Origin of the sequence: uncultured Legionella sp., from assembly GCF_937871865.1 — a bacterium.
Taxonomy (GTDB): domain Bacteria; phylum Pseudomonadota; class Gammaproteobacteria; order Legionellales; family Legionellaceae; genus Legionella.
On sequence record NZ_CALMPD010000293.1, the window covers coordinates 1 to 23,849 of the forward strand.

The following is a 23,849-nucleotide window of genomic DNA, read 5'->3' on the forward strand; positions in this document are numbered from 1 at the left end:
GCAAAATCTGAGTCACTTGCGGCATCTCTTCTTTGTTTTTTTCTTTTATTACATCAATAGCCGCTAATGTCTTATAGTAAGGAACAGAAGAAGCCATTTGTTCTAACATGATTAAGGAATCTCCTTTCTCCTCTCCTGGAGCTCCTTCGCTTAACTGTTTAAAGAGAGGATAGGCCTTTTGCCATTCCTTGAGATGGTAGTATAGCTGTGCCAGCTGCAGCGTATGATGCGGATCATCAGGAAATAATTCATGTAATCTTTTGACTAGAGACAACGCTGCTCGATTATTTTTCTCGTGAATATATATTTGGCTTAACTCACGCAAGGCCGGGAGATAATTTTGATCCTGACGTAATATTATAATCAAAGCCTGCTGAGCAGCCTCAGGATTTTCCTGTTTTAACAAATAATAACGATTCATCAATACAACAGGATCGCGATGCAGTACTCTTGCTTGCTTAAAAGCAAAAAAGACCAGAATTGTTACAAGAGACAATACAGTAATAAAGAGTAATATAATTTTGCTTATCTTAAGCATAAAAAATCGTTACATCCCTATTCAATTAGATACCGCTTTATTGCTCAATCATTCCAACATGCCAAATTGAAATGTATCAAAACAGTGTAAGCCTGTTCTAAACATCATATCCGTCGGTTAACCATTCATCAACAATTAAATAGAAATAATTACAGCTCATTACACCGATGTATCTCTCTTAGCTTTATGCTGCTTTTAATGAGCAAAAAGAACAACTTACTCTCGATTGGAAAAATTCAAATTCATGGCGTATATTTAATATACATAACAAGCAAGGATAAGCTATGAAAAAAATAATACTGGCTTTGGTAATCGTTTCTGCTTCTGCTTTATGCTCCAGCTGTTCAAGCAGCTGCTGCTCCACAAGCTCCAATGGGTGTTGCGGTTCGAGTAGCTGGGGAAACTGGTACTAATCACCGACCATAATATGATGACCATCAATTTATGAAAAAATACAGCGTTCTTGGGATCTCTAATGAGGGGTTCCATAATGTGGCTTATACTGAATGGGGCAGTTCAGACCATGGACTCCCTTCTGTCATTTGTGTTCATGGTTATACTCGCAATGCGCATGATTTTGATGCTCTGGCTTACTATCTTAGTTTGAACGGCCGTCATGTATTTTGCCCGGATGTTGCAGGCAGGGGGAATAGTTCCTGGTTCAAAAATTCTCAGAATTATAATTTTACCCAGTACCAAGCGGATATGAATGCATTAATTGCCAGAACAAAAGCCCAGCAAATTGATTGGATTGGCACCTCAATGGGAGGGCTAATAGGCATGATGATGGCAGCATTACCCAACACGCCGATTAAGCGGCTAATATTAAATGACATTGGGCCTCAAGTTCCAATATTTGGTTTACGAAGGCTGGCAAAATACGCAGGGAAAGAGCCAGAATTTAAAAGCCTTGATGAGGCAAAAAAATTCTATCAATTGAATTTTTCCGAATTTGGTACTCTTTCAGAAAAGCAGTGGGATAACTTTACCAATAATAGCGTCGAGCAAATAGCTCCTGGTCGCTTTATAGCAAAAGTAGATCCCGCAATTAAAAATCCTAAATCCACCATGCAGGTAGTTTCTGAATTTTTCCATCATCCGCAAAAAGCATTAGAAGGAATATTGTATGACATTGATCTCTGGTCTATCTGGAAAAACGTGAAATGCCCTGTATTGGTTATTCACGGTGCACGTTCCGATTTACTTACACCGGGTATTATCAAACAAATGCAACGCAGTCATAATAAAACAGATGTTTATGAAATTGAAGATGCAGGCCACGCCCCTGCTCTATTAGATACAATTCAACATGAAACCATTGAACATTGGTTAAATACAGTTCGTTAATTCATGCTTTGATATCGCGACACTATACGTTTAAATAATAGCCCTTTTAAGTGCATCAGGCTGATTCTATGACTAAATAAAGTAATTAACGCTCCCGCCAATACAAAAACCACCCCAAGTGCATGCCAGGGTTTTAGTTGCTCTCCTAATAAAAGCACCCCAAAAATCACAACAAATACCGGTTCAAGAACCGATAAAATCGATGCTTTTTCAGAACTGATGTATTTTAAACTATGAAGCATCAATAAAATGGGGACAACCGTTGCAATTATTCCTATGCCCAATAAATTACCCCACACAGAAAATGATATAGGTACAGCAAATGTATTCCCCCAAAATGCCACGATAAAACTGGTAGTCATACAGCCCAGGCAAACCATCAGAGTAGATAAATTGGGAGAAATTTTATTCTGCTTGCTGGATATTATGTAACAAGCATAGAAAAATGCCGAAGTGAGCCCCAGAGAAAGTCCTAATAAATCAAAAGCAGCGTCATTCATATCGATTAATAACATCATCCCCATTAAAATAATAAAGGCCGCTAAATAATAAACTCTGGGGATTGATTGGCCATAGAAAAAGAAATTAAGCAACATGATTATCAGCGGATAGGTAAAAAAGATAACCATGGCCAGACCAGATCCTATATACCGGGATGAGTAGAAATAAAGAAGAGTGGAAATACCGTAATACAAAGCACCGCTGATGAATGAAATAAACATCGATTTATATGAATCGTTTATTGTTTTTATTTTAGGTATTAATAGGATAAAAATAAAAATGCTGGAGATAAAAAAACGCCAGAACAACATAGTGCTGACCGATAAATTGCCATTCATCGCACTTAGCCCAAAATACCCAATAAATCCATACAGAAAACCAGATAATATAGCGTATAAGGAACCTCGTTGCTCTTGAGACTGCATGATATCAAACCTGAAAAATGGAACAACTCATGTTAATGCATCATCTCAATGATTTTTTCAGACGGATTGAGACGTTACCTCTTAGTGCATCAATGTACTATTTTTAAACTAAAAAGTAAATTATGCAATCATTTTATATTTAGCCAACTCAACGCAATTAATTTGTTTTAATTCTATTTTTTAAACCGGATTATACCTCCTTTCCATTGACAACAAAATATACATAATGTACCATGCGGAAACCCTGAAATGAGGCTTTATCCATGTTTCGTTATTTGGCTCTTGTTGCTTTATTTATAACTATCCCTTCCTTTGCCGAGATGGCAGAAACCCCATGTAAAAACCGCCAGTGCCTTGCCGTAATTGATGCGGGCAGTACCGGTTCACGATTACATGTATATTCTTATGATGTAGATGAAACCAACACTCCTGTTCATATTAATGAAATATGGAATAAAAAAATTAAACCAGGATTTGCCACTATAGAGCCTAACAATCATACAATTGATGCTTATTTAACAACCTTATTTTCAGGTGCCCCCAGACAAAAGATTCCAGTTTATTTTTATGCAACTGCTGGAATGCGTTTGCTTCCAATGTATCGACAGAAAAAATTTTATGATGAAGTGCAAAATTGGTTCTCACAGCAATCACAATGGAACCTGATCGCAGCAAAAACCATATCTGGAAACGATGAGGCTCTATATGATTGGCTTTCAGTTAACTATCATTTAGGCACGCTGCAAACCAAGCAAAACGAATCTGTTGGCGTAATGGATATGGGAGGCGCTTCAGTACAGATCGTATTCCCAATTCAAAAGAATACGGAAGTAAGTCCTCGTTCCCAAGTGGAACTTGATCTATACGGCCACCACTATAATCTGTATGTTCAAAGCTTTTTGGGATTAGGTCAAACTGAAGTGTCACATCAGTTTCTTAATTCGGCTTCCTGTTTTGCAAATGATTACCCACTCCCTGACGGAGAAGCTGGCCAAGGAAATGCTCCGTCATGTGAACAGGAAGTCTCTATGCTCATGACTGAAGTACACAAAGTCAATCAACTTATTCAGCCGATACTTGCTGCCAATCCAGTAGACTCCTGGTATTCCATAGGAGGCATATCCAATCTGGCTGACAGTAGCTTATTCCATTTTAACAACAACAAATTAACTAACCAAAGCCTGCTACAGCAAGCTGACAACCAAGTATGTCATCAACAATGGGATGCGCTTAACGCTCAATTTCCTGATGATGAGTATGTGTACCAATACTGCCTTTTTTCTGCCTATTATTATGCATTAATGGTTGATGGATACGGTATAGTTCCTGAACAATCTATTAATTACATACCACCTGATCAGAACCTCGATTGGACTATAGGTGTCGTGTTACATCATTGAACAATAAAAGATTAAAGATCAAGAAGCCTGAAGTCCTCTGGTTTTAACTCAAGGGGACGCCTATAAAACAGACACAGTGCTTCTCGAAAAACAGCAGCTCGTTGCGAAAGCCCATTAGCACAATAATGTAACACTTGGGCATGAACGGCGAGTTTGAAAGCCTCTGTGTCAGACTCTGCACCATTAAGATTATCAACACTGACCCGAAATTTATGGCCAGCAGCAGCCGAAAGTATCCACTCCATGGCCTGCGGTTTCACTTCTACTTTTTGAAATAATGCCTGCTGCTCAGCATTACGGCCATCAGGCATATACCAATAGCCAAAATCAATGAGCTTTCGTCGTTCTTCGCCAGCAATTAACCAATGAGAACACTCATGCAATGCACTACTATAAAAGCCATGAGCAAAATACAAAGCATTATAAGAACGTTCATCGTCTGCGGGAAGATAAACAGGCTCATCATCGCCTTTCACCAGACGCGTATTATAGTTCTCGGCAAAGCAGTTATCAAAAATGGAAATCAAATCATGGTAGTAGTGCACAATTTACTCAAAAATTTTAGGTTTGTGTGAACTAATTTTTTATTGCATAAAAGCCTGTCGTTGCGAGCGTTAGCGAAACAATCCAGAGTGATGTTTCGTTAAAATTCGGTACAGGATTGTCTCACTTCGCTCGCAACGAACTCTGATTTACAACGAATAAAAATTTGGTTCACAAAGCCTGAGTAAATTTAATCGCGTTAGTTTATAAAAAAAAGAAGCAAATTGCGAATTTATTGCTGCGCTATGAAATGGCTCAACGCGAATGTGCTTTCCCAACTAAATACTCTTGATAATCTTCCTTCAAAGCCTTTTTAAGTTCTTTCTTATTTTCAAAACCTAATAGTTCAATAAAGGTCAACGCATGCCGGATATGCATTGCTTTTGCTTTAGTAGTTTTAAGCGTAATCACTGTCTGTTCATCATCCGCATTTTTTAGAGCCATTAAAAATGGTTTTTTTGACTTATCCGTACCTTCAAGCAATTTAAATTCATCCTCGGGTATTAAATCTTTATGCTTCACCAGACAGCGCATGGCGTTATAATAGGCGTACAGCTCACGATAAGTAATACTGACGTCTATCTTATGCTCTTTATTGTATATATCCATGCCGGGGTTCCTGACGGCCATGCGATGATGAGTTTTAACATAAAAATCGAACTCATCACTATCAATGCCCAATTCATTAGGCGCCATGGCATTGATAAGGGCCGGAATAAATAATAATCCAGCAAAGATACCAAGCCCCTCCACTGAGGCAAAAAATAACATCGGTGATATGACTCCCAAAGCAGTCATAGCCGCTAGTGCTCCAACACCAAGGAGTGCCGACAACAAAATAAGTGATGCAGACTGACTTTCAACTACAAAATACCATATAGGACGCACCACACTTGCATAAGGCAGTATCAATAAATAATAAACAGCACTTCGTCCAATTGAATACAGCCATAAATTTCGCGCCTTCCGTTCAGCATTTTGGTGGGTTGGATCCATATAGGTAAATACAGTATTAGCAAAACCGGCGTAATTCATAAAATGATCAAAGATAAAATTAGGCCCTCTTTTTTCTTGAGGTGGGGAGACATGCAAAATTTCCCAATCTGCTTTCCATACTCCTAGTAACGAGAGAGGATCATCTTCTTGTTCTTGAATAACAACCTGTGGTTTGACAATCATTTCATCCCATCGATCATGATTCCCCTTCAACTCCTGATGAAATAGCCCTGCAGGGTTCAATGCATCGACTCGCGACACATACTCCCCCAGATCAATTGCAAGCAGCAAACTCAGTGAGCCTCCAAGGCTTCCTCCACATACATGCACCTTTTGCTTTTGTCGTGATAACCAACTATGAATTCGATTCCGGCCACTCATATACAGTGAGCTGCCAATAGTTTCACATGCCTCAAAATTACTAACCAATTGTGATGTAAATCCTTTTCCTGCAGGAAAAGTTGTTCCCATAAAAATTAAGTGAGGTGTTGCATTTCGATTTATTATCGGCTCTAGTCCATAAGCAAACACTTGATCCTGTTTTTTGTCTGTAAGCTTGTTTTTTTCAGTTAATTCAATAGGATTAACATAATATTCAACAAACTCCCACTGATTGTTGATATACTGAGGAATGGTAATTGATTCAAACGAGGTTAATTCAGCATAAGGTAAATGGGACAGACAATTACTTAAGTACAGCTGGAATTGTTCGATTTGCTCTTTGTTTAATGTCACTCCGTTGAGTTGATCATAAAGATGTTTAAATCCAGCCTGGAAGGCAGCCCGTAATTCTTTTAACAATTCAGGATCTTGTTCTATAAAAACTGAGAGCAAAGTATCCCATGTAATTAATTGAGTCCATGAGTCAGTCCAGCCCATCATCAATAAACGTAAATTGTTGCGTGCGATAATTCCAGCCTGTTGATTCGAGTCAATATTATCCAAAGATTCAAATTGCGCATCAGGAAAGAACTTTAAATCCAAACCACCTTTAAATGAATCATTAATTGGCATTAGAAACCTCTTTCAGCAGAAACTGTCTGTAGCTTATAATCTCTCAAGAATTTGAGTGCAGTTAACAACAACTCATTGAATAAGCTACAGCTAGAAACCATTGATTGTATCATGCATAAAGATGATGCACATAGGTATAATCCTGGACGCTGAACTTAAATTTTATAAACTAATGCTTGCCAATGCGATAACGGGCGTACTCCTGCTCAAGAGCTTTTTTTAGTTCCTTTTCATTTTCAGAACCCAGCTGCGCTATGAACGTAAGAGCATGTTTGATATGAACTGCCTTTGCTTTTGTTGTCTTTAACGAAACTGTCTCGTCGAAGCACTCTGGTCTTTCGCTTTTGCTTAGCAATTGCCTTTTGGATAAACCTATCTCACCATAAGACAGCGCTTCCTCAGAAGGTAAAAAATCTTTGTTCTTAACCAGGCAGCGCATTGTTTTATAATAAGCATGCACCTCTTTATACGTAAGATTTATTTCAATTTTATGTTCTTTATTATAAACATCCATTTCGGCATTTCGCGGTAAATCAGGATTATGAAGATTTGCATAATCTAAAAAATTGCTGCCATTCCATGCGGTTTCCGGATTGGGAATAAGCGTATTAAGAGCAATTGGAATAAACAAAAGGCCGCCCAATGCCCCCCAAAAAGAAAAAATACCCAGTAACATCATTGGGGAGAGTGTGTTTGCAAGAACGAGACTGGTAAAAAGACCAATACCCAGGACGGTTGATAATAAAATAAAATAAGAAACCTTATTTTCTACAATAACATGATGTGCTGGTCGTACAAAATTATTATAGGGAGAAATAACCATATAATAAATAGTGCTTCGACCAATTGAATAAAGCAATAAGTTACTTGCTCTGCGCTTGTCATTATCAGCTATTGCGGAAGAATACGAAAATTCTGTTTCAGCAAATCCAGCATAATTTAAAAAATGATCGCAGAATGGATTAGGCCCTCCTTTATCTTTAGGCGGAATCACCTTTATTATTTCCCAATCAGATTTCCATACCCCTAATAATGAAACCGGATCATTTTTTTGTTGCTGAATAACAACCTCTGGTTTGCAGGTGAGTTCCCTCCATCGATCGTACTTATTCGTGCCAACAAGCTTATGTAAACCAGCCGGGTTTAGAGCATCAACACGAGACAAATACTGCCCTAAATCTACAGCAAGCAATAGACCCAGCGAGCCGCCCAAGCTCATCCCACTGACATTCACTTTGTCTTTCTGTCTCAATAACCAGTCCAGAATGTTCTGCCTGCCGCTCAAATATAAAGAGCTGCCAACAGTCTCAAATGCTTCAAAATCAGTAGTTACTTGCGGTATAAATCCCTGCCCAGCTGGATATGTAGTCCCCATAAAAATAAGATGTGATTTTGCTTCATGATGATTAATCGGCTCAAGTCCATAAGCAAATACTCGATCATGATCCTTCAAATTATTATTATTTGCATCAGTCAACTCAATAGGATTTACGTAATACTCAACAAGCATCCATTGAGCATCAATAAATTGAGGGATTTTAATGGATTCATAAGGAGTCAGATCTGAATACGGTAAAAGACTTAAACAGTTACTTAAATACAACTGAACTTGTACATGCTGTTCGTCAGTAAGTTTCAGGCCTTCAAGTTGTTCAAAAAGAAGTTCAAAACCTTGCTGAAATGCACGACGAAACTCTTTTAAAAGTTCAGGATCGCGTTGAATGAAAATAGCTTTGAAAAAAGCCCAGGAGAATAATTCTGTCCATGATTCAGGCCAGCCCATCATTAAAAGGCGCAATGTATTACGTCCTAATATCGCAGCATGTTCATTGGGCTTTAACTTATCCAAAGACTCCAATTGAGATTGTGCAAGAAACTGTAGATCCAATCCTCCCTTAAAAGAACCCTTTCTCCGCATTTTTAACTCCTTTGATGATTCTACAGCACTTTAGCACTCAACTTGTCAGAATTTACTGGTCATCAAGAAAAAATGGGAATCATCCATTTCAAAGCTCAAAACCAATTAATAGACAGATTCCCGCGGCCATTAGCCGCCTAACTCTTCCTGCTGCAATGATTTTATAACGGCTGGTCTGGTTTGAATAAATCCAATGTATTTTGTTAAATGAGTATAAGCAGATAAATCCAATTTAAAATAATGAGTCCACAGGGTCATCACAAACAAATACGCATCAGGCAAAGTAAAATGCTTCCCCATTAAATAAGTATTATGTGACAAATGCTTATCGATATAGCTGAATTTTTTCTGAATCATAGGAATTAAAACATTGGCTTTAAATTCATCAGATACTCCAGGAACAAAAAATAAACTCAATGATTTATGGAGTTCAGCCGCCATGTAATTCAACCATTCAAGAGTATGATAGCGCTTTAAATCACCAACTGGAGCCAATAATTCCTGCGCTGATGCAGTATCAGCAAGATACTGTAAGATAACCTGGTTTTCGGTAATTACATCACCATTATCCAATACTAATACCGGCACAGCTCCTTTAGGATTAATGCTCAGAAAATCCTCCCCTCTTGCTGTTTTTTTTTCTTTTAAATCTACAGCCTCATCTTGAAACTCAATACCTAGCTCGTTAAGAATGATACGAACGACCAAAGAACAAGCCCCTTTAGAATAATATAATTTCACAGTCACTCCTTTGATTATTTATAAGAAACGGAACTAAAAGAATTGGAACATTGAATATTTAGCATATAACATGCAGCAAAAAAGTGACGATAGCAAGTACTATTCTTATGAGCATTACATCCAGAAAATCCTCGTTCAAGTCGGCGCGGTAATTCAAATTAATTCTAATAGCTAAAGTGGGGCAATGGGAGTTTTTTGAGCACGAACCAGATCCCGTTCAATCCCGGAAACCATGGTCATGGTTGCTGATTCCCTCGTAAAAAAACTATCCCAAAAATAGGTTTTTCTTAACGTATTCAAGAGCATTTTATTCTGCTCTTTCCAACCTTGAATATGAATAAGTAATTCATTCAGACTCAATTGCTTTTGCTCTCCAACCAACTGAAGGTATAAATTTTTAAGACTATTAAACTTATTCATCGTTTGCTCTGAATCTGGTTCAAGCAACACTAAACGCTCCATCCGGTAATACAGTTTTTCAATAATTCGTTTTTTTTCAGCATCAAGATCTGTAAATGATACAGGGGATAAAGGTAAAACATAAAATGGAATAACAACACTGGGCTTCCCATAAGTAAGTGCCGTTCTATAAGGTAAATCAAAGAAAAAACTGGAAGAGACCAGAGAGGAAACAGGTGTTTTCTGCACTTCTTTAACTAAATTGATGGCTGTGTGCCGACATGTGTTATCAACACTAAATTCATTAATGTTCTTCTTTAATGCTCCCAGCTCAGTTCGCGCAATACATACAGGCATTGAGGTTTTAACAAACTCAACCACATCCCCTTCTTCCTTCGCGGGTTTATAACATGAAAACAGGTTCTCTTTCGTTTGCAGCGCTTCCAATAGTTGAATAAACTCCAGATAGTTATCATATGTTGTGTCATAAGCCTGATAACTGATTGGTTTATTTTCCGGATTAGGCCTCTCTGTTCGCTCATTTCTTAATTTTGATCTCAGCTTTGAGAACAATACATTTTTAAATCGTTCCCCCATGACCAGACACTTAACAGCATCAGGATCTACTGGTTCGTCAATATCTTTTCCTACCCTGCAAAGGAGATGCTGCACGTAATTTTGGTCATACACGCCAAACATAATAAAACTATGCGAATCCTCCTTGCCAATAGCAATAAAGAATTTATCTGTTTTTATATTGATACTTAAAGTCATATGTTACATCTCAATTAGCCAGGTGAATTATCCATAGCGCTACAACTTCTTACCAAGCCAGCTATATGCTGATTAAGCGTCGCAACGTAACTGAGGATAATGCTCTATAATGGCATAATACAAACTCATATTGGCTTCAACAATATGATTTACCATTTTAGAATCAGGATCCCCTGCTTTGCTGTTTAATGCAACTACAGTAGTGACATCATTGCAAGGCTGCCAGAAATACATCACTCGAAATCCCATTGTACTGCCCTGATAAGTCCAAAATTTTAATTTGCTTTCTTTATCATAAAAATACCCAACGCCCAAACCAAAACTGTGCGGGTCATCTTCAGTAACCGTAGAAACGGGTAATCCGGTTTTCATTGACACTACAGACATTAATTCTGCAAGAGCTGTCTCTCTATATAAAGGATTAAAAAGAGTACCATGATAAAGTAGTTGTACCCAGCGCACCACGTCCTCCGTATTGGTGACTAATGCTCCTGCAGCCCCAGCCCAGGATAAATCATTACTGAACGAATCGACAACCTTATTACTATTCGAATCAAAATAATAGCCATGCATCTTTCGTTCAGCTATCGCTTCACATACAGTTGCTCCATCAGGCCCTGCCAGATAAAAGGAGTTATTTAAAAAATTACCTTGATTAATAACCCGTTCTTCCAACTGATTGGCAAAGGTATCATGAGTCACTTGCTCAATAATCAAGCCAGCCAGTATATAATTCGTATTAGAGTAATCAAATCGATTATCTTGATTTATCTGTAGGGGATTTTCAGGATGTGCATACTGAATCAGCTCCTCATCACGCCAAACACGTCCCAAATTCTGCTCTACCTGCTTCGCAAATTCAGGATCGTTTGTGTAATTTGGAATACCACTGGTCATATTTAATAGCTGTCGCAAAGAAACGTCTTTCCAATTAGGATATTGAGGAAGCCAAGTCCCCAGAAGATCATCCAAAGATAATTTACCTTCTGTTTGTAATTGCAACAAAATTAATGAAGTAAACGATTTGGTGATACTGCCAATATCAAATACATGTTCTGCAGTGAGTCTTTCTGAAAATGGAGGGTACCCTACTCGACCAGACATTGCTGTTTTAATCTCTTCCAACTGCATCATCCCATTATGTGGGATCAAAACGGAAGCAGAAATGGCAGTGAACTGCTCTCTTTTATTGTATTTTTTAAAATAATCATCTACGACATGTTGTATGTAATCTTTATCTAATTCATCGTAAGGTGGAGTCGCGGCACAAAGGATTGATGGAAAAAACGACAGTACCCCCAAAATATTTCGAAGAATTGTAGTTATCTGCATAAGGGACCCGATAATTCAGTAAAAATCTGCAAATCGGCCTTATGTTAACTTAATTCAGGGCAAAAAGATAAATAAAATCAATTTGCCCTGGATTCTCGTATTTATTCGGGTTTACAACGCAACTCAGGATGTAGACGAATGACCGCCTCATATAAATTCTGATTAGCCAGACCGATATGATCTCCCATTTTGGAATCAGGATTTCCTTCTGCCCCTTTACTGTTTAAAGCAACCACTGTAGTTACATCATTACAAGGACTCCATAAATACATCACTCTGAAGCCTAACGTGCTGCCTTCATAAAACCAGAATCGTTGTTTGGATTCGTTATCATAACGATAAGCTACCCCTAACCCAAATCCAGCAGGATCTTCTGCTGTCACTGTAGCAATAGGGCGACCTGTCTTGCTTGAAACTACAGATTCCAGCTCAATCAGAGTCTTTTCTCTTTTCGCGGAATCAATTAACGTACCGTGATACAACATCTGAACCCACCGTACCACATCCTCAGTTGTCGCAACGATAGCTCCCGCAGCACCTGCCCAGGATAAATCATTACCAATGGTATCAACTACCTTTTTGCTTTTTTCATCGTAATAATAACCATGAACACGCTTTGCCTTGATCTCGTTACCTACAGCAACCCCATCAGCACCAGCAGGATAATACGCTGTATTTAAATGATGACTTGAATTTAATATTCGTTTTTTTAATTGATTTTCAAAACTGTCCTGGGTTACTTTTTCAATAACTAATGCAGCAAGAATATAATTCGAATTACAGTATTCATAATAATTTTCTTTATTAACCTTTAGTGGTTTTTCTGGATCTGCATATTTTAGTAATTCTTCGTTCGTCCACACATGGCCAGGGTCGTCTCTTAATATTTTATCCACCTCTGGTGCTTCTGAATAATTAGGAATACTGCTAGTCATATTCAACAGTTGCCTTAACGTCACTTCTTTCCAATTAGGATACTGAGGAAGCCATTTGCCCAAGGTATCATCCAGAGATAATTTATCTTCGGCCTGCAATTGCAACAAAATCATTGAAGTAAATGATTTGGTGATACTGCCAATATCAAACAAATTTTCCTGGGTTATTTTCTGATTTAATGGAGGATATCCCATGGTTCCAGTCACCACGGTCTGTATGTCATTAAGATCTATTTTTTTATCGCGCGGAACAAGTACGGAGGCAGCTACAGCGGTGAATTGTTCCCGGTCACTGTATTGTTTATAATATTCATTTACTATCTTTTGCATCTGCTCTTTTAATCCTTTATCTTCTTTGCTGTCAGCAGCACAAAGCATAGGAGAAACCAAGGAGCAGGTTAGTGCCAAACTAATGATACTTGTTTTAATCTTCATGATTGATTACCCCGCTGTCTATTTGAAACATTTTATATTAACGTGATTCAGCTAAAGGTTGCTACCTGCTTTTTATAATTTCTATTCTTAATACAGTAAAATTAGTGTAAATGATCAATAACTTGGGAATTATTCCGAGTTACCAGTCCTTGCAGGACGTGGTAATTCGGAGCACTTGATGAACAATATTATTGGGCGCTGGCTCGTACTCTGATTTTCTCCAAAGCACACTCAAGTCGGCTTAATACTCGTTGCTTGCCTAAAAGAGTGAGTGTCATGTCAATGGATGGAGACATTCCCGCACCTGTAACCGCAACACGCAAGGGCTGAGCAATTTTCCCCATATTAATATCAAATTGTGCACTAACATCATTAATGCATTCTTGAAGTTGATCCTTCTGCCACTCTTCAACGGCTTTAAAACGCTCATAAAGAGCAGTTAAAGGCTCGAGTATGACTGGGCGCAAATGTTTTTTTACTGCATCCTCATCGTATTCAATAGTGTCAGTAAAAAAGTAAAGGCTCATCTGACACATTTCAACCAATGATTTACACCGTTCGGCCTGAGTTGCTACCAGGTCACTTAAATTAGGACCATTGGCAAGATCTACTCCTGCTTGCTCAAAATGCCAACGTAATGCTTCTGCTACAGATTCTGGAGAGTCACTTTTTTGATAATGCTGATTCAACCAATATAATTTATCATAATTAAAGCTTGATACTCCTCGGCTCACATTACTTAAATCAAAACAAGCGATCATTTCGTCTACGCTAAAAATTTCCTGATCGCCATGAGACCAACCCAAACGAACCAGATAATTTAGCAATGCATGCGGCAAAACACCTAATTCTTTAAATTGCATCACACTAACAGCACCGTGACGTTTTGACAGGCGCTTGCCATCGTCACCTAATATCATGGGTAAATGAGCAAAAACCGGGATAGAAGCATTTAATGCCTTGAATAAATTAATCTGCCTTGGAGTATTATTAATATGATCATCACCACGAATAACATGAGTGATGTTCATATCCATATCATCAATTACAACGGCGAAATTGTACGTAGGATGACCATCAGAACGAACCAGAATCAAATCATCCAGCTCACTGTTTTCCACATGGATATCACCGTACACCTCGTCTTTGAACGATACAGTGCCACTATCCGGGTTTTTAAAACGGATAACGTAAGGAGCATCTGAGGCAGGCAAGTTTTTGCCGCGACAATGTCCATCATAGCGAGGTTTTAATTTAGCAGCTAATTGAGATTCACGTAACGCCTCCAGGCGCTCTTTGCTGCATTCACAACGATATGCCTTGCCTTCAGCTAGAAATTGCTGGGCGACTTCCTTATATCGGGCGTATCTGTCTGTTTGATAAAATGGACCTTCATCACAATCCATACCTAACCAGTTCATACCATCCAAAATAGCCTGTACAGACTCTTGAGTAGAACGCTCTCTATCAGTATCTTCTATTCTTAGTATAAATTTTCCCTGATGGCGTTTAGCATACAACCATGAGAATAAGGCAGTCCTTACTCCTCCTACATGTAAAAAGCCAGTGGGACTAGGTGCAAATCGTGTTCTAACAGTCATAATATCATCCGTTGTAAGGAATAAAATAATCGGGCTATAATAGCCGACTTTGCCATCAACGCAAAGATTCAACCGCTGAATTCAGGCTTATACGGGAGTTATCTTGAAAAGTATTGGTATTAAATATCAGCTTAGAATCACTACCTTGATTCCAGCCTTTCTGGTCGCCTTGCTGTTTGCTGTTTTTTATAATGGCCAATTCGGGAAAGATCTAAAGCAACACATGTCTCGTTTGGGTGAAGCGTATATTCGTCAATTACTGCCCGCAGCCCAATTTGCTTTACTTCGCCATGATGACAGAACTCTGCAAGGTTTAATCAACGCTTCAACCATCAATCCTGAGGTTAAAGCACTGGCGTTCTATAATGCAAGCGGACAATTATTAGCTTATCGCGGCGGCAAACACTCGATTCATAAGCCATTTAATCCACCAGATTTCACTGGCGATTACATTGAAAGTAAACAAATCAATCCATTCACGATTAATTTTATTGCCCCCATTACTATCCCTAAATTTAATTTATACTCCAATACCCCATTTAAAAACATCCCAAGCCCAATAGCATTCCAGGCTGATGATATTCTTGGGTGGCTATCTATTGATATTGATACCCACACTATGCTGATTAAACGCTATCAGATGCTCATCGTTACCATTTTCATTACCCTGTTTGGTTTGCTTATGGGACTAACCATCCACTATTTTCTTTCAAAACGTATCTATCTTCCCATTATCAGATTAAATCGAAGCATGAAACAAATTCTAAGAAACGAATTTGAAACTGAGATAAAAGTAGTAAGCAAAGGTGAGCTGGGAACGATTGAAAAAGGCTGTGCGCATCTGCAAAAACAATATTTAAGTACTATTCGAGATTTGAATCAGCATATTGAAGTGGCAACAGAAGATTTACAACAAAGTCTGGAACTACTGGAAGAAAAAAACATTGAATTATCACTTGATAAGAAAAAGACAGAAGAAAAGAGTCGACAAAAATCAGAATTTATTGCGAACATGAGCCATGAAATTCGTACACCGATGAATGGGGTTATTGGTTTTACTAATGTGTTGCTCGAAAGCAAACTCGATCCCTTGCAGTTGGATTATGTAAAAACAATTAAATCCTCCGCTCAGGATCTCCTGGGCATTATCAATGATATTTTAGACTTCTCCAAAATTGATGCCGGCAAATTGCATCTTGACTGCATTCCAGTGGACATACGAGCCTGTATTGATGAAGTGCTTGCTCTTGCGAGCCCGAATGCTCATAAAAAGGGAATAGATTTAATTCCCATCACAGAGATCAATGTTCCTAAAACGATTTTAGGCGATCCCTTCAGAATCAAACAAATAATCAGTAACTTAGTAACCAATGCAGTTAAATTTACCGATCACGGTTACGTATTAATCAGAACCAGAATCGAAGTGGAAACAGAAAAGGATTACACCCTGCTCTTTACAATATCTGATACAGGTATTGGCATTTCACCAGAAGATCAAAACAAATTATTTACAGCCTTCAATCAGGCAGATACAAGCATCACTCGCCGTTATGGTGGTTCTGGGCTGGGACTTGTTATTTGTAAAAAACTCTGCGAAGAAATGAATGGACGCATCAACCTGACCAGCGAGCTGAACAAAGGCTCTTCATTTTCGGCCAGAATTAAAGTTGAAAAGCTATTAGCCTATGAGATTGAAAAAAATCAGACACATCGCTTCGCTCACTTAAAAATACTTTGTTTTGATGATAATCTTCTTCACTTGGAGGCCTTGTGTAATGGCCTGGGGTACTGGGGCATTGAATGCGTATCAGTGAATACGTTTAATAAACTCCCCAAATCCCTGACAAAAAATACGGACTGTAAAATAGCTTTTATCAATGTAAATCAAGGATGTGAACAACAAGTCGCAGAACTAATCGCACAGCACAACCATCTGCCTTACGTTCTAATATCCAAATGGCCTATAAATGATTATTCAGCGCTTGGTGCCCAAGGCTTTTTATATAAACCAATAAGTATCCAGAAATTGCAGGATATTATCGAATCCCTGAACAATAACAATCATACCGAAAAGGCAATTAATCATGAACTGGATGGCTTGCGAGAACAATTGCGTTTTCTCCATCCTGAATTATTAATCGCAGAGGATAACCCCGTAAATAAAATGTTGCTGAATTCTTTGCTAAGTGATAATGCCCATGTAACGGCAGTTGATGATGGTGAAATGGCTGTCGCAATTTGTGAAGACAAAAAATTTAATATTATATTGCTCGATCTGCAGATGCCAAAGTTAAATGGTCTTGAAGCTACTCGTATGATCAGGCAAAAATCATTACTGAATAAGCACACACCTATAGTGCTTATTAGTGCAAACAGCAGTGATATCAGTACTGTCGACCTCAAAAAATCTGGGGTGGACTTTTGTCTGCAAAAACCTATTGATGAAAAACAATTACTCATCCAGATTCTTCGTATTGTTGATAAAGCAAAACACTCAGCGATTGATTGGCAGCTTTGTGTCCAGAAAGTTTCCGGAAATCAAGCACTTGCAGAAGAGTTTTTAGCCAAGTTTATTGAAGAATTACATAAAAACCGCGAAGAATTCATCCAGTTAATGCATAACAAGGATATAAAAGGCTTAGGTGAAACCGCGCATAAGCTGCATGGAGCCTGTTGTTTTTGTGGCGTGCCAATATTACAAAAAAAGGTGATGCAGTTAGAAAAATTGGCTGCTACTGCGAGCAAAATAGAAGAATTATCAGCAGCTTTTGCAGAGTTAATTCAAAGCATCGATGCCGTGCTCAACGAATACGAAAATCAATACTCTTAAAAATCAGGTTTAATAATTAATGGAGAAAAAATGGCTGTAAAAAATGCAATTTATGCTCAATCAGGTGGCGTAACTGCCGTGATTAATGCTTCGGCTTGTGGAGTTATTCAGACAGCAAAACTATATCCAGAACAAATTGGCACCGTGTTTGCGGCCAAAAATGGAATTATTGGCGCTCTGAATGAAGAACTTATTGATACGTCTCTTGAAAGTGATGACGATATAGCAAAATTAATGCAAACCCCTTCTGGTGCATTTGGTTCCTGTCGTTATAAATTAAACAATAATAATGACGAATATCAAAGACTGATTGAAGTATTCAAAGCACACAATATTGGTTATTTTTTCTATAATGGCGGTGGCGATTCGCAAGATACAGCACATAAAGTATCACAACTAGGTGAAACTATGGGCTATCCGATTACTTGCATAGGCATACCCAAAACAGTGGATAACGATCTCCCGTTTACTGACGCATGTCCAGGATTTGGTTCAGTAGCAAAATATGTAGCTATTTCAACTAAAGAAGCAGGCTTTGATGTAGCATCTATGGCGGCATCTTCTACCAAAGTATTTATTCTGGAAGTGATGGGACGTCATGCAGGCTGGATAGCAGCAGCAAGTGGGCTGGCAAGTCAAAATAATTCCGAGCCACCTCACATCATCCTGTTGCCTGAAGTTACTTTTAATCCAGAGAAATTCCTTGCCAAAGTAGCTCACTGTGTCAAAGAGTATGGCTACTGTGTGGTAGTTGTTTCAGAAGGGATACGCAATCAAGACGGTAAATTTTTAAGTGATGCTGGCTTAAGAGATGCTTTTGGCCATGCTCAATTGGGTGGTGTTGCTCCTGTTATAGCCCAATTAGTTAAATCAGAATTAGGTTTTAAATATCATTGGGCAGTTGCTGACTATCTGCAACGAGCTGCTCGTCATATTGCCTCAAAGGTTGATGTAGAACAAGCTTATGCCTTAGGCAAGGCGGCTGTTGAATATGCAGTGAAAGGACATAATGCCATTATGCCGGTAATTATTCGCGAACAAGACGAGCCATACCAATGGTCTATAGGCCAGGTTCCTTTGGCTGATGTGGCCAATCAGGAAAAGGCCATGCCTGCAGAATATATATCAGAAGATGGAATGGGCATCACTCCAGCCTGCAAACGCTACCTGGCTCCGTTGATTCAAGGCGAAGCATATCCTACCTATATAAATGGCATGCCTGATTATGTCCGCCTGAAAAATCAATTAGTTGAGAAGAAGCTATAATCCCTTTATGGGCCCCGCGGTCTTCGCCGCGGGGATTCGAGAGTTGCGATTATTCACAAAATGAAGCTGTAATGGTTATTTTTTAATAATGCATAGCTCCTTAGTACTAGCTATTAATCGCACCAAATGAGAGATTTATGGGCCCCGCGGTCTTCGCCGCGGGGATTCGAGAGTTGCGATTATTCACAAAATGAAGCTGTAATGGTTATTTTTTAATAATGCATAGCTCCTTAGTACTAGCTATTAATCGCACCAAATGAGAGATTTATGGGCCCCGCGGTCTTCGCCGCGGGGATTCGGGGGATTGTTCATAATTAAGCTGTTTCGGTTTTTGTGATTATTGATTAAATTGAGTATTAAATGAGATTTTTTAAAGAACATCCCTCTTGTTCAACTTTATAACAGTTCACCAGTCCCGAATCCCCGTGGCAAAGACCACGGGGCCCAGTTACTGAACTATTTCGTAGAATAAATCTCGCCAGTTAACATTCATTTTTTCAATGAGATCGATTTTCCACTGTCGTTTCCATTCTTTCAATCTTTTTTCTCTGGCTGCAGCTAATGTAATATCATTAAAAATCTCATAATACACAAGCATTGTGACATTGTACTGCTTAGTAAAACCAGGAACAAATTTGTTCTTATGTTCCCATATCCGCTTGCTCAAATCAGAGGTTAATCCAATATATAATGTACCATTTCTCTTGCTTGCGAGAATATATACGTAACTTTGTTTCATTTGGACCTGCCTAAATATCCGTGATAGGTAGTTGTCAGCGTTGACAAACGTATTATCCAGTAGAGCTTTAATAAAAGGCAAGCCTGGCAATACAGATAAAGTAGGGCAACGGACAAGAATTAATAGAGACCTAAAACCACTACTCATTGATATTTCAAATTTATTATGGTCTCCACAAAAGAATAACCGTTCATAAATCAGAGTTAATAACGTTTATTAAGGCATTGGTTTCGAAATCAGCTAATGATCTCCAAGGCAAAAAAAACCGCCCTCAGGCGGTTTTATGATTTCTATCAAATTATCGGCAATTTGCAGGGCGATATTTAGCAGCTAGAGTACTACCTGTAGCACAATCCCAAGTAATTGGATCATCAGCAGTTGCTTGAGTTGGAGTTAAAACTATAGTACCTGCCGGGACTCCTCCTTGATAGGTTATTGTAATAGCCCCACCATCAGCCACAGCAATACTCGCAACATCTGTGGTTGGAGTTGGAAATGTATATCCTGTATTAGTTGTAGTAACTGCGCCTAAAGAGCCCAGAGTAGACGCGGTTTCAGCCACGGCCAACTTCGCAGCAGCCCCAAGGTTTAACCCCTCAGTTACACGTGCCCTAATGGTATAATCCTGATAAGCAGGAATAGCAATTGCAGCAAGAATACCAATAATTGCTACAACTATCATTAATTCAATCAGCGTAAAACCCTTCTGTCTCATAACCATCTCCATTGATAAATTTACTTCGTTGAACATGCAAGCATAATGCCAAACACATAGATTAATAAAGAACTATTCCATATTAACTCGAATAACAGACGAATCGAAAACAATTATCCTCAAACACAACCTCATAAGCATTCAGTAGTATCAATATTATTCGCAACAAACTGTTCATTAACTGACATTTTTTGTCATATTGTGACAAAAATTTCCTGGTGAGATTAGGATAATCACCTGCTAACGGCGTATAATTAACTAATTACATACACGAATTAAAAGAGTCAACATGTCGCGAAAAACAGATATAGAGCAACAATTAACAGAAGAACTTTCTCCAGTTTTTTTAAACGTTGAGAATGAGTCAGGTAACCATCACGTACCCGAAGGATCCGAAACTCATTTTAAAGTCACCGCGGTTGCGCTATGTTTTAACGGGTTAACGAGAATTGCTCGTCATCGAATGATTAATCAATTATTAAAAAATGAATTTGACACAGGATTACATGCCCTTAGCATGCATTTATATACAGAAGAAGAATGGGAGCGCAACAATGGCTCTGTTTTAAAATCCCCAGCATGTAAAGACGGCTATAAAAATGGTTAATGCAATCAGCCTCATAAAATAAACCGCAGATCCCTTGCCGGGCTTCGCAAGCTCAGCACCAGCCTGCAGTTACAATAGTAGACTGGTGCTAAACCAGTGCAGCCCAGCACAAAAAGCCACAAAGACTGATTCATTGAATATCTATCTATATGATTGATAAATATAATTGTTTTTGTGCTAAAAAAATCTTCACCTACACTCCCCTATTACTATATAATGTATATCTTTTTAACAAGTCGAAGAATCAATGAAAAACTGGTCTAGTGAAAAAATTTCTGTGCTCGCTTTAGTGCTACTCATTACTGGAGCAATTGATAGCATTAGAAATTTACCAGGAACAGCCTTGTTTGGTTCAACCCTGATTTTCTTTTTTATTTTTTCTGCGATCATCTTTTTAATACCTGTAGCACTGGTCTCAGCCGAACTCTCATCTACCTGGTCAGAAGAGGAAGGAGGTATTTACAGCTGGGTTAAAAATGCATTTGGAGAAAATGTCGCGTTTTTTACTATTTGGCTGCAATGGATTAATACACTAGTCTGGTATCCGACTATACTATCATTTATTGCAGGAACAGTAGCTTATCTGATTAATCCGGATCTTGCTCAAAATAAGTATTATCTCATTAGCGTTATTTTGGTTGTTTTCTGGTCGTTAACTTTTATTGGCTTGTCTGGTTTACGTACCTCAGCACGGTTTGCAGGATTTTGTGCCATTGTTGGTATGATAGTCCCAATGGGATTCATTATTCTGCTTGCACTGATTTGGTTAATCAAAGGCAATCCAGTTGCCATAGATTTAAGTCTGCCAAACCTGTTGCCACAATGGAAAGACAGCCAATCCTGGGTATCGTTAACCGCCATAATGACCTCATTTTTGGGAATGGAGTTAGCTGCAGTTCATGTGAGAAATGTTCGAGATCCACAAAAGAACTTTCCAAAAGCCATGTTTTTTTCCGTTCTGTTAATATTATTTACGATGATTTTCGGCTCATTAGCTATAGCGTTTGTCCTGCCAAAAGAACAAATAAGTTTGGTAGATGGGGTGATGCGAGCGTTTGATAATTTCTTTCAAGCCTACCACTTAAACTGGTTAATGCCTATTTTAGTATTTCTTCTTTTGCTTGGCAGTGTGGGTAGTATGATTAACTGGATTATTTCACCAGCCAAGGGATTATTGATGGCGGCTAAACACGATTTTTTACCGCAATTTATGTGTAAATTAAACAAACATGGAATTGCTTCGCGCATTTTAATCGTTCAAGCCCTATTGGTTACCGTACTGTGCAGCGGCTTTTTATTATTCCCTAGTGTTAATGCAATCTACTGGCTGTTCACTGATTTGAGTACAGAGCTCTACATAATGATGTATGTCTTAATGTTTATCGCGGCTTGGCGTTTAAAAGGTAAATTTCCTCTCCTTAAAAGACCCTTCGCAATTCCTGGCGGAAAAATTGGCTATTATCTAGTGTGTATATTAGGGCTATTTGGCTGTACGATTACTTTAATTGTCGGCTTTATTCCTCCAGAACAAAGCATGGATGTTGGTGGTGCTGCGCATTTTCGCCGAGTGTTTTCCCTAGGCATTATCATGATGCTGCTTCCTGCATTTCTTCTTTATTTACGGAAAATCATCGTCACCAGAGGACGACTGAAAAACGAATATTGATATTGTTCAACGACTTTTGAGTATATTCAGACATTGTGCAGAGCCCCATTGCCGGGCTTCGCAAGCTCAGCGCCAGCCTACAGTACAATTTAATATGGGATGCTAGAGGTCAAGAATGAACAGCTATATCAGCTGTTCATTAGAAATATCAGAAAGGATTTGCTTGGCCAGAATTAAATCCTCTTTGGTATTGATATCCTGCAACGGTTCAACACATGCTTCATCAACTTTTATGGCCATGCCAGCCCATAAAACACGCAACTGCTCCAATGCTTCCAATCGCTCAATCTCACATACTGGCCAGGTCACAAAATCGAGTAAAAATGCTGCTCTGTAGGCATATAAACCAATATGTCGGAAGGTGTGCTCAAACGATAAATGATTATCTCTGCTTGCAGGAATAGCGCTTCTGGAAAAATACAGAGCATGATTATCTTTAGTACGTACTACTTTTACTATATTGGGATTATTTAATGCCTCAATGCTTGTTATTGGCCAACACAGAGTCGACATAGGCGCATTTGTATTAGTTAATCCATGTGCAACCTGCTGTATTAGCTGAGGGGAAATAAAGGGCTCATCTCCTTGAACATTGACGATAATATCATCAGCAGCAAAGTTCCCTTTGGCCACGACTTCTGCAATTCGGTCTGTCCCTGTTTCATGAGAAGGCAACGTCATCTGTACCGTTGCCCCAATACTTCTCGCATGTACAGCAATCTCCTTATGATCTGTAGCAATAGTGATTGATTGCGGTTTGGCTAATAAAACTTGTCTGTATACTCGCTCAATAACGGTCATTCCATTGAGTTCCTGTAGCAATTTTCCAGGAAAACGGGTGGATTGATATCTGGCAGGAATAACTACATGAAACGCTGTTTTCATAATGTATCTTTTTCTTCTAGTGAAATGACTCGTGCTTCTTGTTCCAGCATTACTGGAATATCGTCACGCACCGGAAAAGCCAGACGATCAAAGCGACAAATCAGCTCCTGCTTTTTAATTAATAATTTGCCTTTACATAAAGGACAAACGAGAATCTCTAATAATCTTTTATCCACGCGAATCTCCTTGAGTTACTTGATTACGCACATACACAGGTTGCGCTTTTGCAACAGAAATCGCTG

20 protein-coding genes are annotated in these 23,849 nt (G+C 38.7%); 6 read left to right on the forward strand and 14 right to left on the reverse strand.

From position 1 onward, the window contains the following. A partial coding sequence (locus Q0495_RS15700) for a tetratricopeptide repeat protein (RefSeq protein WP_298627978.1) occupies positions 1–538 on the reverse strand: 538 nt, incomplete at its 3' end. Positions 539–982: 444 nt separating this feature from the next. Between Q0495_RS15700 and Q0495_RS15705 the strand changes: the two genes are divergently transcribed. Continuing rightward, on the forward strand, positions 983–1,885 hold the full coding sequence (locus Q0495_RS15705; RefSeq protein WP_298627980.1) for an alpha/beta hydrolase: 903 nt from the start codon (positions 983–985) through the stop codon (positions 1,883–1,885). Here Q0495_RS15705 and Q0495_RS15710 read toward each other — a convergent pair. Beyond that, complete coding sequence (locus Q0495_RS15710; RefSeq protein ID WP_298627981.1) at positions 1,882–2,811, reverse strand: DMT family transporter; 930 nt, start codon at positions 2,809–2,811, stop codon at positions 1,882–1,884. The two genes, Q0495_RS15705 and Q0495_RS15710, sit on opposite strands and share 4 nt — an antisense overlap. 320 nt (positions 2,812–3,131) lie before the next feature. Between Q0495_RS15710 and Q0495_RS15715 the strand changes: the two genes are divergently transcribed. Next, a complete protein-coding gene (locus Q0495_RS15715; protein WP_298628019.1) occupies positions 3,132–4,211 on the forward strand; it encodes a multidrug DMT transporter permease in 1,080 nt (359 codons plus the stop codon). Between the two features lie 11 nt (positions 4,212–4,222). Here Q0495_RS15715 and Q0495_RS15720 read toward each other — a convergent pair whose 3' ends face one another. From Q0495_RS15720 to gltX, 8 genes are all read right to left on the reverse strand, one after another. After that, positions 4,223–4,756, reverse strand: a complete 534-nt coding sequence (locus tag Q0495_RS15720; RefSeq protein ID WP_298627984.1) for an elongation factor P hydroxylase — start codon at positions 4,754–4,756, stop codon at positions 4,223–4,225. A 253-nt stretch (positions 4,757–5,009) separates the two neighbouring features. After that, the gene (locus Q0495_RS15725) at positions 5,010–6,764 is read right to left on the reverse strand and encodes a hypothetical protein (protein WP_298627986.1); all 1,755 of its coding nucleotides are present in this window, start codon (positions 6,762–6,764) and stop codon (positions 5,010–5,012) included. A gap of 169 nt (positions 6,765–6,933) precedes the next feature. After that, positions 6,934–8,682 (reverse strand): hypothetical protein, encoded by a 1,749-nt coding sequence (locus Q0495_RS15730; protein ID WP_298627989.1) that lies wholly within the window; start codon positions 8,680–8,682, stop codon positions 6,934–6,936. Positions 8,683–8,811: 129 nt separating this feature from the next. Beyond that, the gene (gene gstA, locus Q0495_RS15735) at positions 8,812–9,423 is read right to left on the reverse strand and encodes a glutathione transferase GstA (protein WP_298627991.1); all 612 of its coding nucleotides are present in this window, start codon (positions 9,421–9,423) and stop codon (positions 8,812–8,814) included. A gap of 171 nt (positions 9,424–9,594) precedes the next feature. Next, the gene (locus Q0495_RS15740) at positions 9,595–10,596 is read right to left on the reverse strand and encodes a hypothetical protein (protein WP_298627994.1); all 1,002 of its coding nucleotides are present in this window, start codon (positions 10,594–10,596) and stop codon (positions 9,595–9,597) included. Between the two features lie 72 nt (positions 10,597–10,668). Continuing rightward, the gene (locus Q0495_RS15745) at positions 10,669–11,928 is read right to left on the reverse strand and encodes a serine hydrolase (protein ID WP_298627997.1); all 1,260 of its coding nucleotides are present in this window, start codon (positions 11,926–11,928) and stop codon (positions 10,669–10,671) included. Positions 11,929–12,029: 101 nt separating this feature from the next. Then, a complete protein-coding gene (locus Q0495_RS15750; RefSeq protein ID WP_298628021.1) occupies positions 12,030–13,241 on the reverse strand; it encodes a serine hydrolase in 1,212 nt (403 codons plus the stop codon). Between the two features lie 245 nt (positions 13,242–13,486). After that, complete coding sequence (gene gltX, locus Q0495_RS15755; protein ID WP_298628000.1) at positions 13,487–14,899, reverse strand: glutamate--tRNA ligase; 1,413 nt, start codon at positions 14,897–14,899, stop codon at positions 13,487–13,489. 100 nt (positions 14,900–14,999) lie between these two features. On the opposite strand from gltX, the gene letS reads away from it, so the two are divergent. Both letS and Q0495_RS15765 read left to right on the forward strand, forming a co-directional pair. After that, the gene (gene letS, locus Q0495_RS15760) at positions 15,000–17,729 is read left to right on the forward strand and encodes a two-component system sensor histidine kinase LetS (RefSeq protein WP_298628024.1); all 2,730 of its coding nucleotides are present in this window, start codon (positions 15,000–15,002) and stop codon (positions 17,727–17,729) included. A 30-nt stretch (positions 17,730–17,759) separates the two neighbouring features. Next, positions 17,760–18,995, forward strand: coding sequence for a 6-phosphofructokinase (locus tag Q0495_RS15765; protein WP_298628003.1), 1,236 nt, complete (start codon positions 17,760–17,762; stop codon positions 18,993–18,995). 448 nt (positions 18,996–19,443) lie between these two features. On the opposite strand, the gene Q0495_RS15770 is transcribed toward Q0495_RS15765, so the two are convergent. Both Q0495_RS15770 and Q0495_RS15775 read right to left on the reverse strand, forming a co-directional pair. Continuing rightward, positions 19,444–19,734, reverse strand: coding sequence for a GIY-YIG nuclease family protein (locus Q0495_RS15770; RefSeq protein WP_298628004.1), 291 nt, complete (start codon positions 19,732–19,734; stop codon positions 19,444–19,446). A 298-nt stretch (positions 19,735–20,032) separates the two neighbouring features. Then, positions 20,033–20,449: a pilin gene (locus Q0495_RS15775; protein ID WP_298628007.1), complete on the reverse strand. Its 417-nt coding sequence runs from the start codon at positions 20,447–20,449 to the stop codon at positions 20,033–20,035. Between the two features lie 289 nt (positions 20,450–20,738). Between Q0495_RS15775 and Q0495_RS15780 the strand changes: the two genes are divergently transcribed. Continuing rightward, positions 20,739–21,056, forward strand: a complete 318-nt coding sequence (locus Q0495_RS15780; RefSeq protein WP_298628009.1) for a BolA family transcriptional regulator — start codon at positions 20,739–20,741, stop codon at positions 21,054–21,056. A gap of 247 nt (positions 21,057–21,303) precedes the next feature. Continuing rightward, on the forward strand, positions 21,304–22,722 hold the full coding sequence (locus Q0495_RS15785) for an APC family permease (RefSeq protein ID WP_298628012.1): 1,419 nt from the start codon (positions 21,304–21,306) through the stop codon (positions 22,720–22,722). Between the two features lie 123 nt (positions 22,723–22,845). Here the strand turns inward: Q0495_RS15785 and kdsB are convergent, their stop codons facing one another. After that, positions 22,846–23,607 (reverse strand): 3-deoxy-manno-octulosonate cytidylyltransferase, encoded by a 762-nt coding sequence (gene kdsB / locus Q0495_RS15790; RefSeq protein ID WP_298628014.1) that lies wholly within the window; start codon positions 23,605–23,607, stop codon positions 22,846–22,848. Further along, positions 23,604–23,783 carry a Trm112 family protein gene (locus Q0495_RS15795; protein WP_298628016.1) on the reverse strand — a complete coding sequence of 60 codons (180 nt, stop codon included), beginning with the start codon at positions 23,781–23,783 and terminating at the stop codon, positions 23,604–23,606. Before Q0495_RS15795 ends, kdsB begins: the two co-directional genes overlap by 4 nt. Positions 23,784–23,849 lie beyond the last annotated feature (66 nt).

What these genes read in the sequence shown, in the direction of transcription:
- Q0495_RS15705 (WP_298627980.1), top strand. Translation starts at nt 983, where the DNA reads ATGAAAAAATACAGCGTTCTTGGGATCTCTAATGAGGGGTTCCATAAT.
- Q0495_RS15710 (WP_298627981.1), bottom strand. Translation starts at nt 2,811, where the DNA reads ATGCAGTCTCAAGAGCAACGAGGTTCCTTATACGCTATATTATCTGGT.
- Q0495_RS15715 (WP_298628019.1), top strand. Translation starts at nt 3,132, where the DNA reads ATGGCAGAAACCCCATGTAAAAACCGCCAGTGCCTTGCCGTAATTGAT.
- Q0495_RS15725 (WP_298627986.1), bottom strand. Translation starts at nt 6,764, where the DNA reads ATGCCAATTAATGATTCATTTAAAGGTGGTTTGGATTTAAAGTTCTTT.
- Q0495_RS15730 (WP_298627989.1), bottom strand. Translation starts at nt 8,682, where the DNA reads ATGCGGAGAAAGGGTTCTTTTAAGGGAGGATTGGATCTACAGTTTCTT.
- Q0495_RS15740 (WP_298627994.1), bottom strand. Translation starts at nt 10,596, where the DNA reads ATGACTTTAAGTATCAATATAAAAACAGATAAATTCTTTATTGCTATT.
- Q0495_RS15745 (WP_298627997.1), bottom strand. Translation starts at nt 11,928, where the DNA reads ATGCAGATAACTACAATTCTTCGAAATATTTTGGGGGTACTGTCGTTT.
- Q0495_RS15750 (WP_298628021.1), bottom strand. Translation starts at nt 13,241, where the DNA reads ATGCTTTGTGCTGCTGACAGCAAAGAAGATAAAGGATTAAAAGAGCAG.
- gltX (WP_298628000.1), bottom strand. Translation starts at nt 14,899, where the DNA reads ATGACTGTTAGAACACGATTTGCACCTAGTCCCACTGGCTTTTTACAT.
- Q0495_RS15765 (WP_298628003.1), top strand. Translation starts at nt 17,760, where the DNA reads ATGGCTGTAAAAAATGCAATTTATGCTCAATCAGGTGGCGTAACTGCC.
- Q0495_RS15770 (WP_298628004.1), bottom strand. Translation starts at nt 19,734, where the DNA reads ATGAAACAAAGTTACGTATATATTCTCGCAAGCAAGAGAAATGGTACA.
- Q0495_RS15775 (WP_298628007.1), bottom strand. Translation starts at nt 20,449, where the DNA reads ATGAGACAGAAGGGTTTTACGCTGATTGAATTAATGATAGTTGTAGCA.
- Q0495_RS15780 (WP_298628009.1), top strand. Translation starts at nt 20,739, where the DNA reads ATGTCGCGAAAAACAGATATAGAGCAACAATTAACAGAAGAACTTTCT.
- Q0495_RS15785 (WP_298628012.1), top strand. Translation starts at nt 21,304, where the DNA reads ATGAAAAACTGGTCTAGTGAAAAAATTTCTGTGCTCGCTTTAGTGCTA.
- kdsB (WP_298628014.1), bottom strand. Translation starts at nt 23,607, where the DNA reads ATGAAAACAGCGTTTCATGTAGTTATTCCTGCCAGATATCAATCCACC.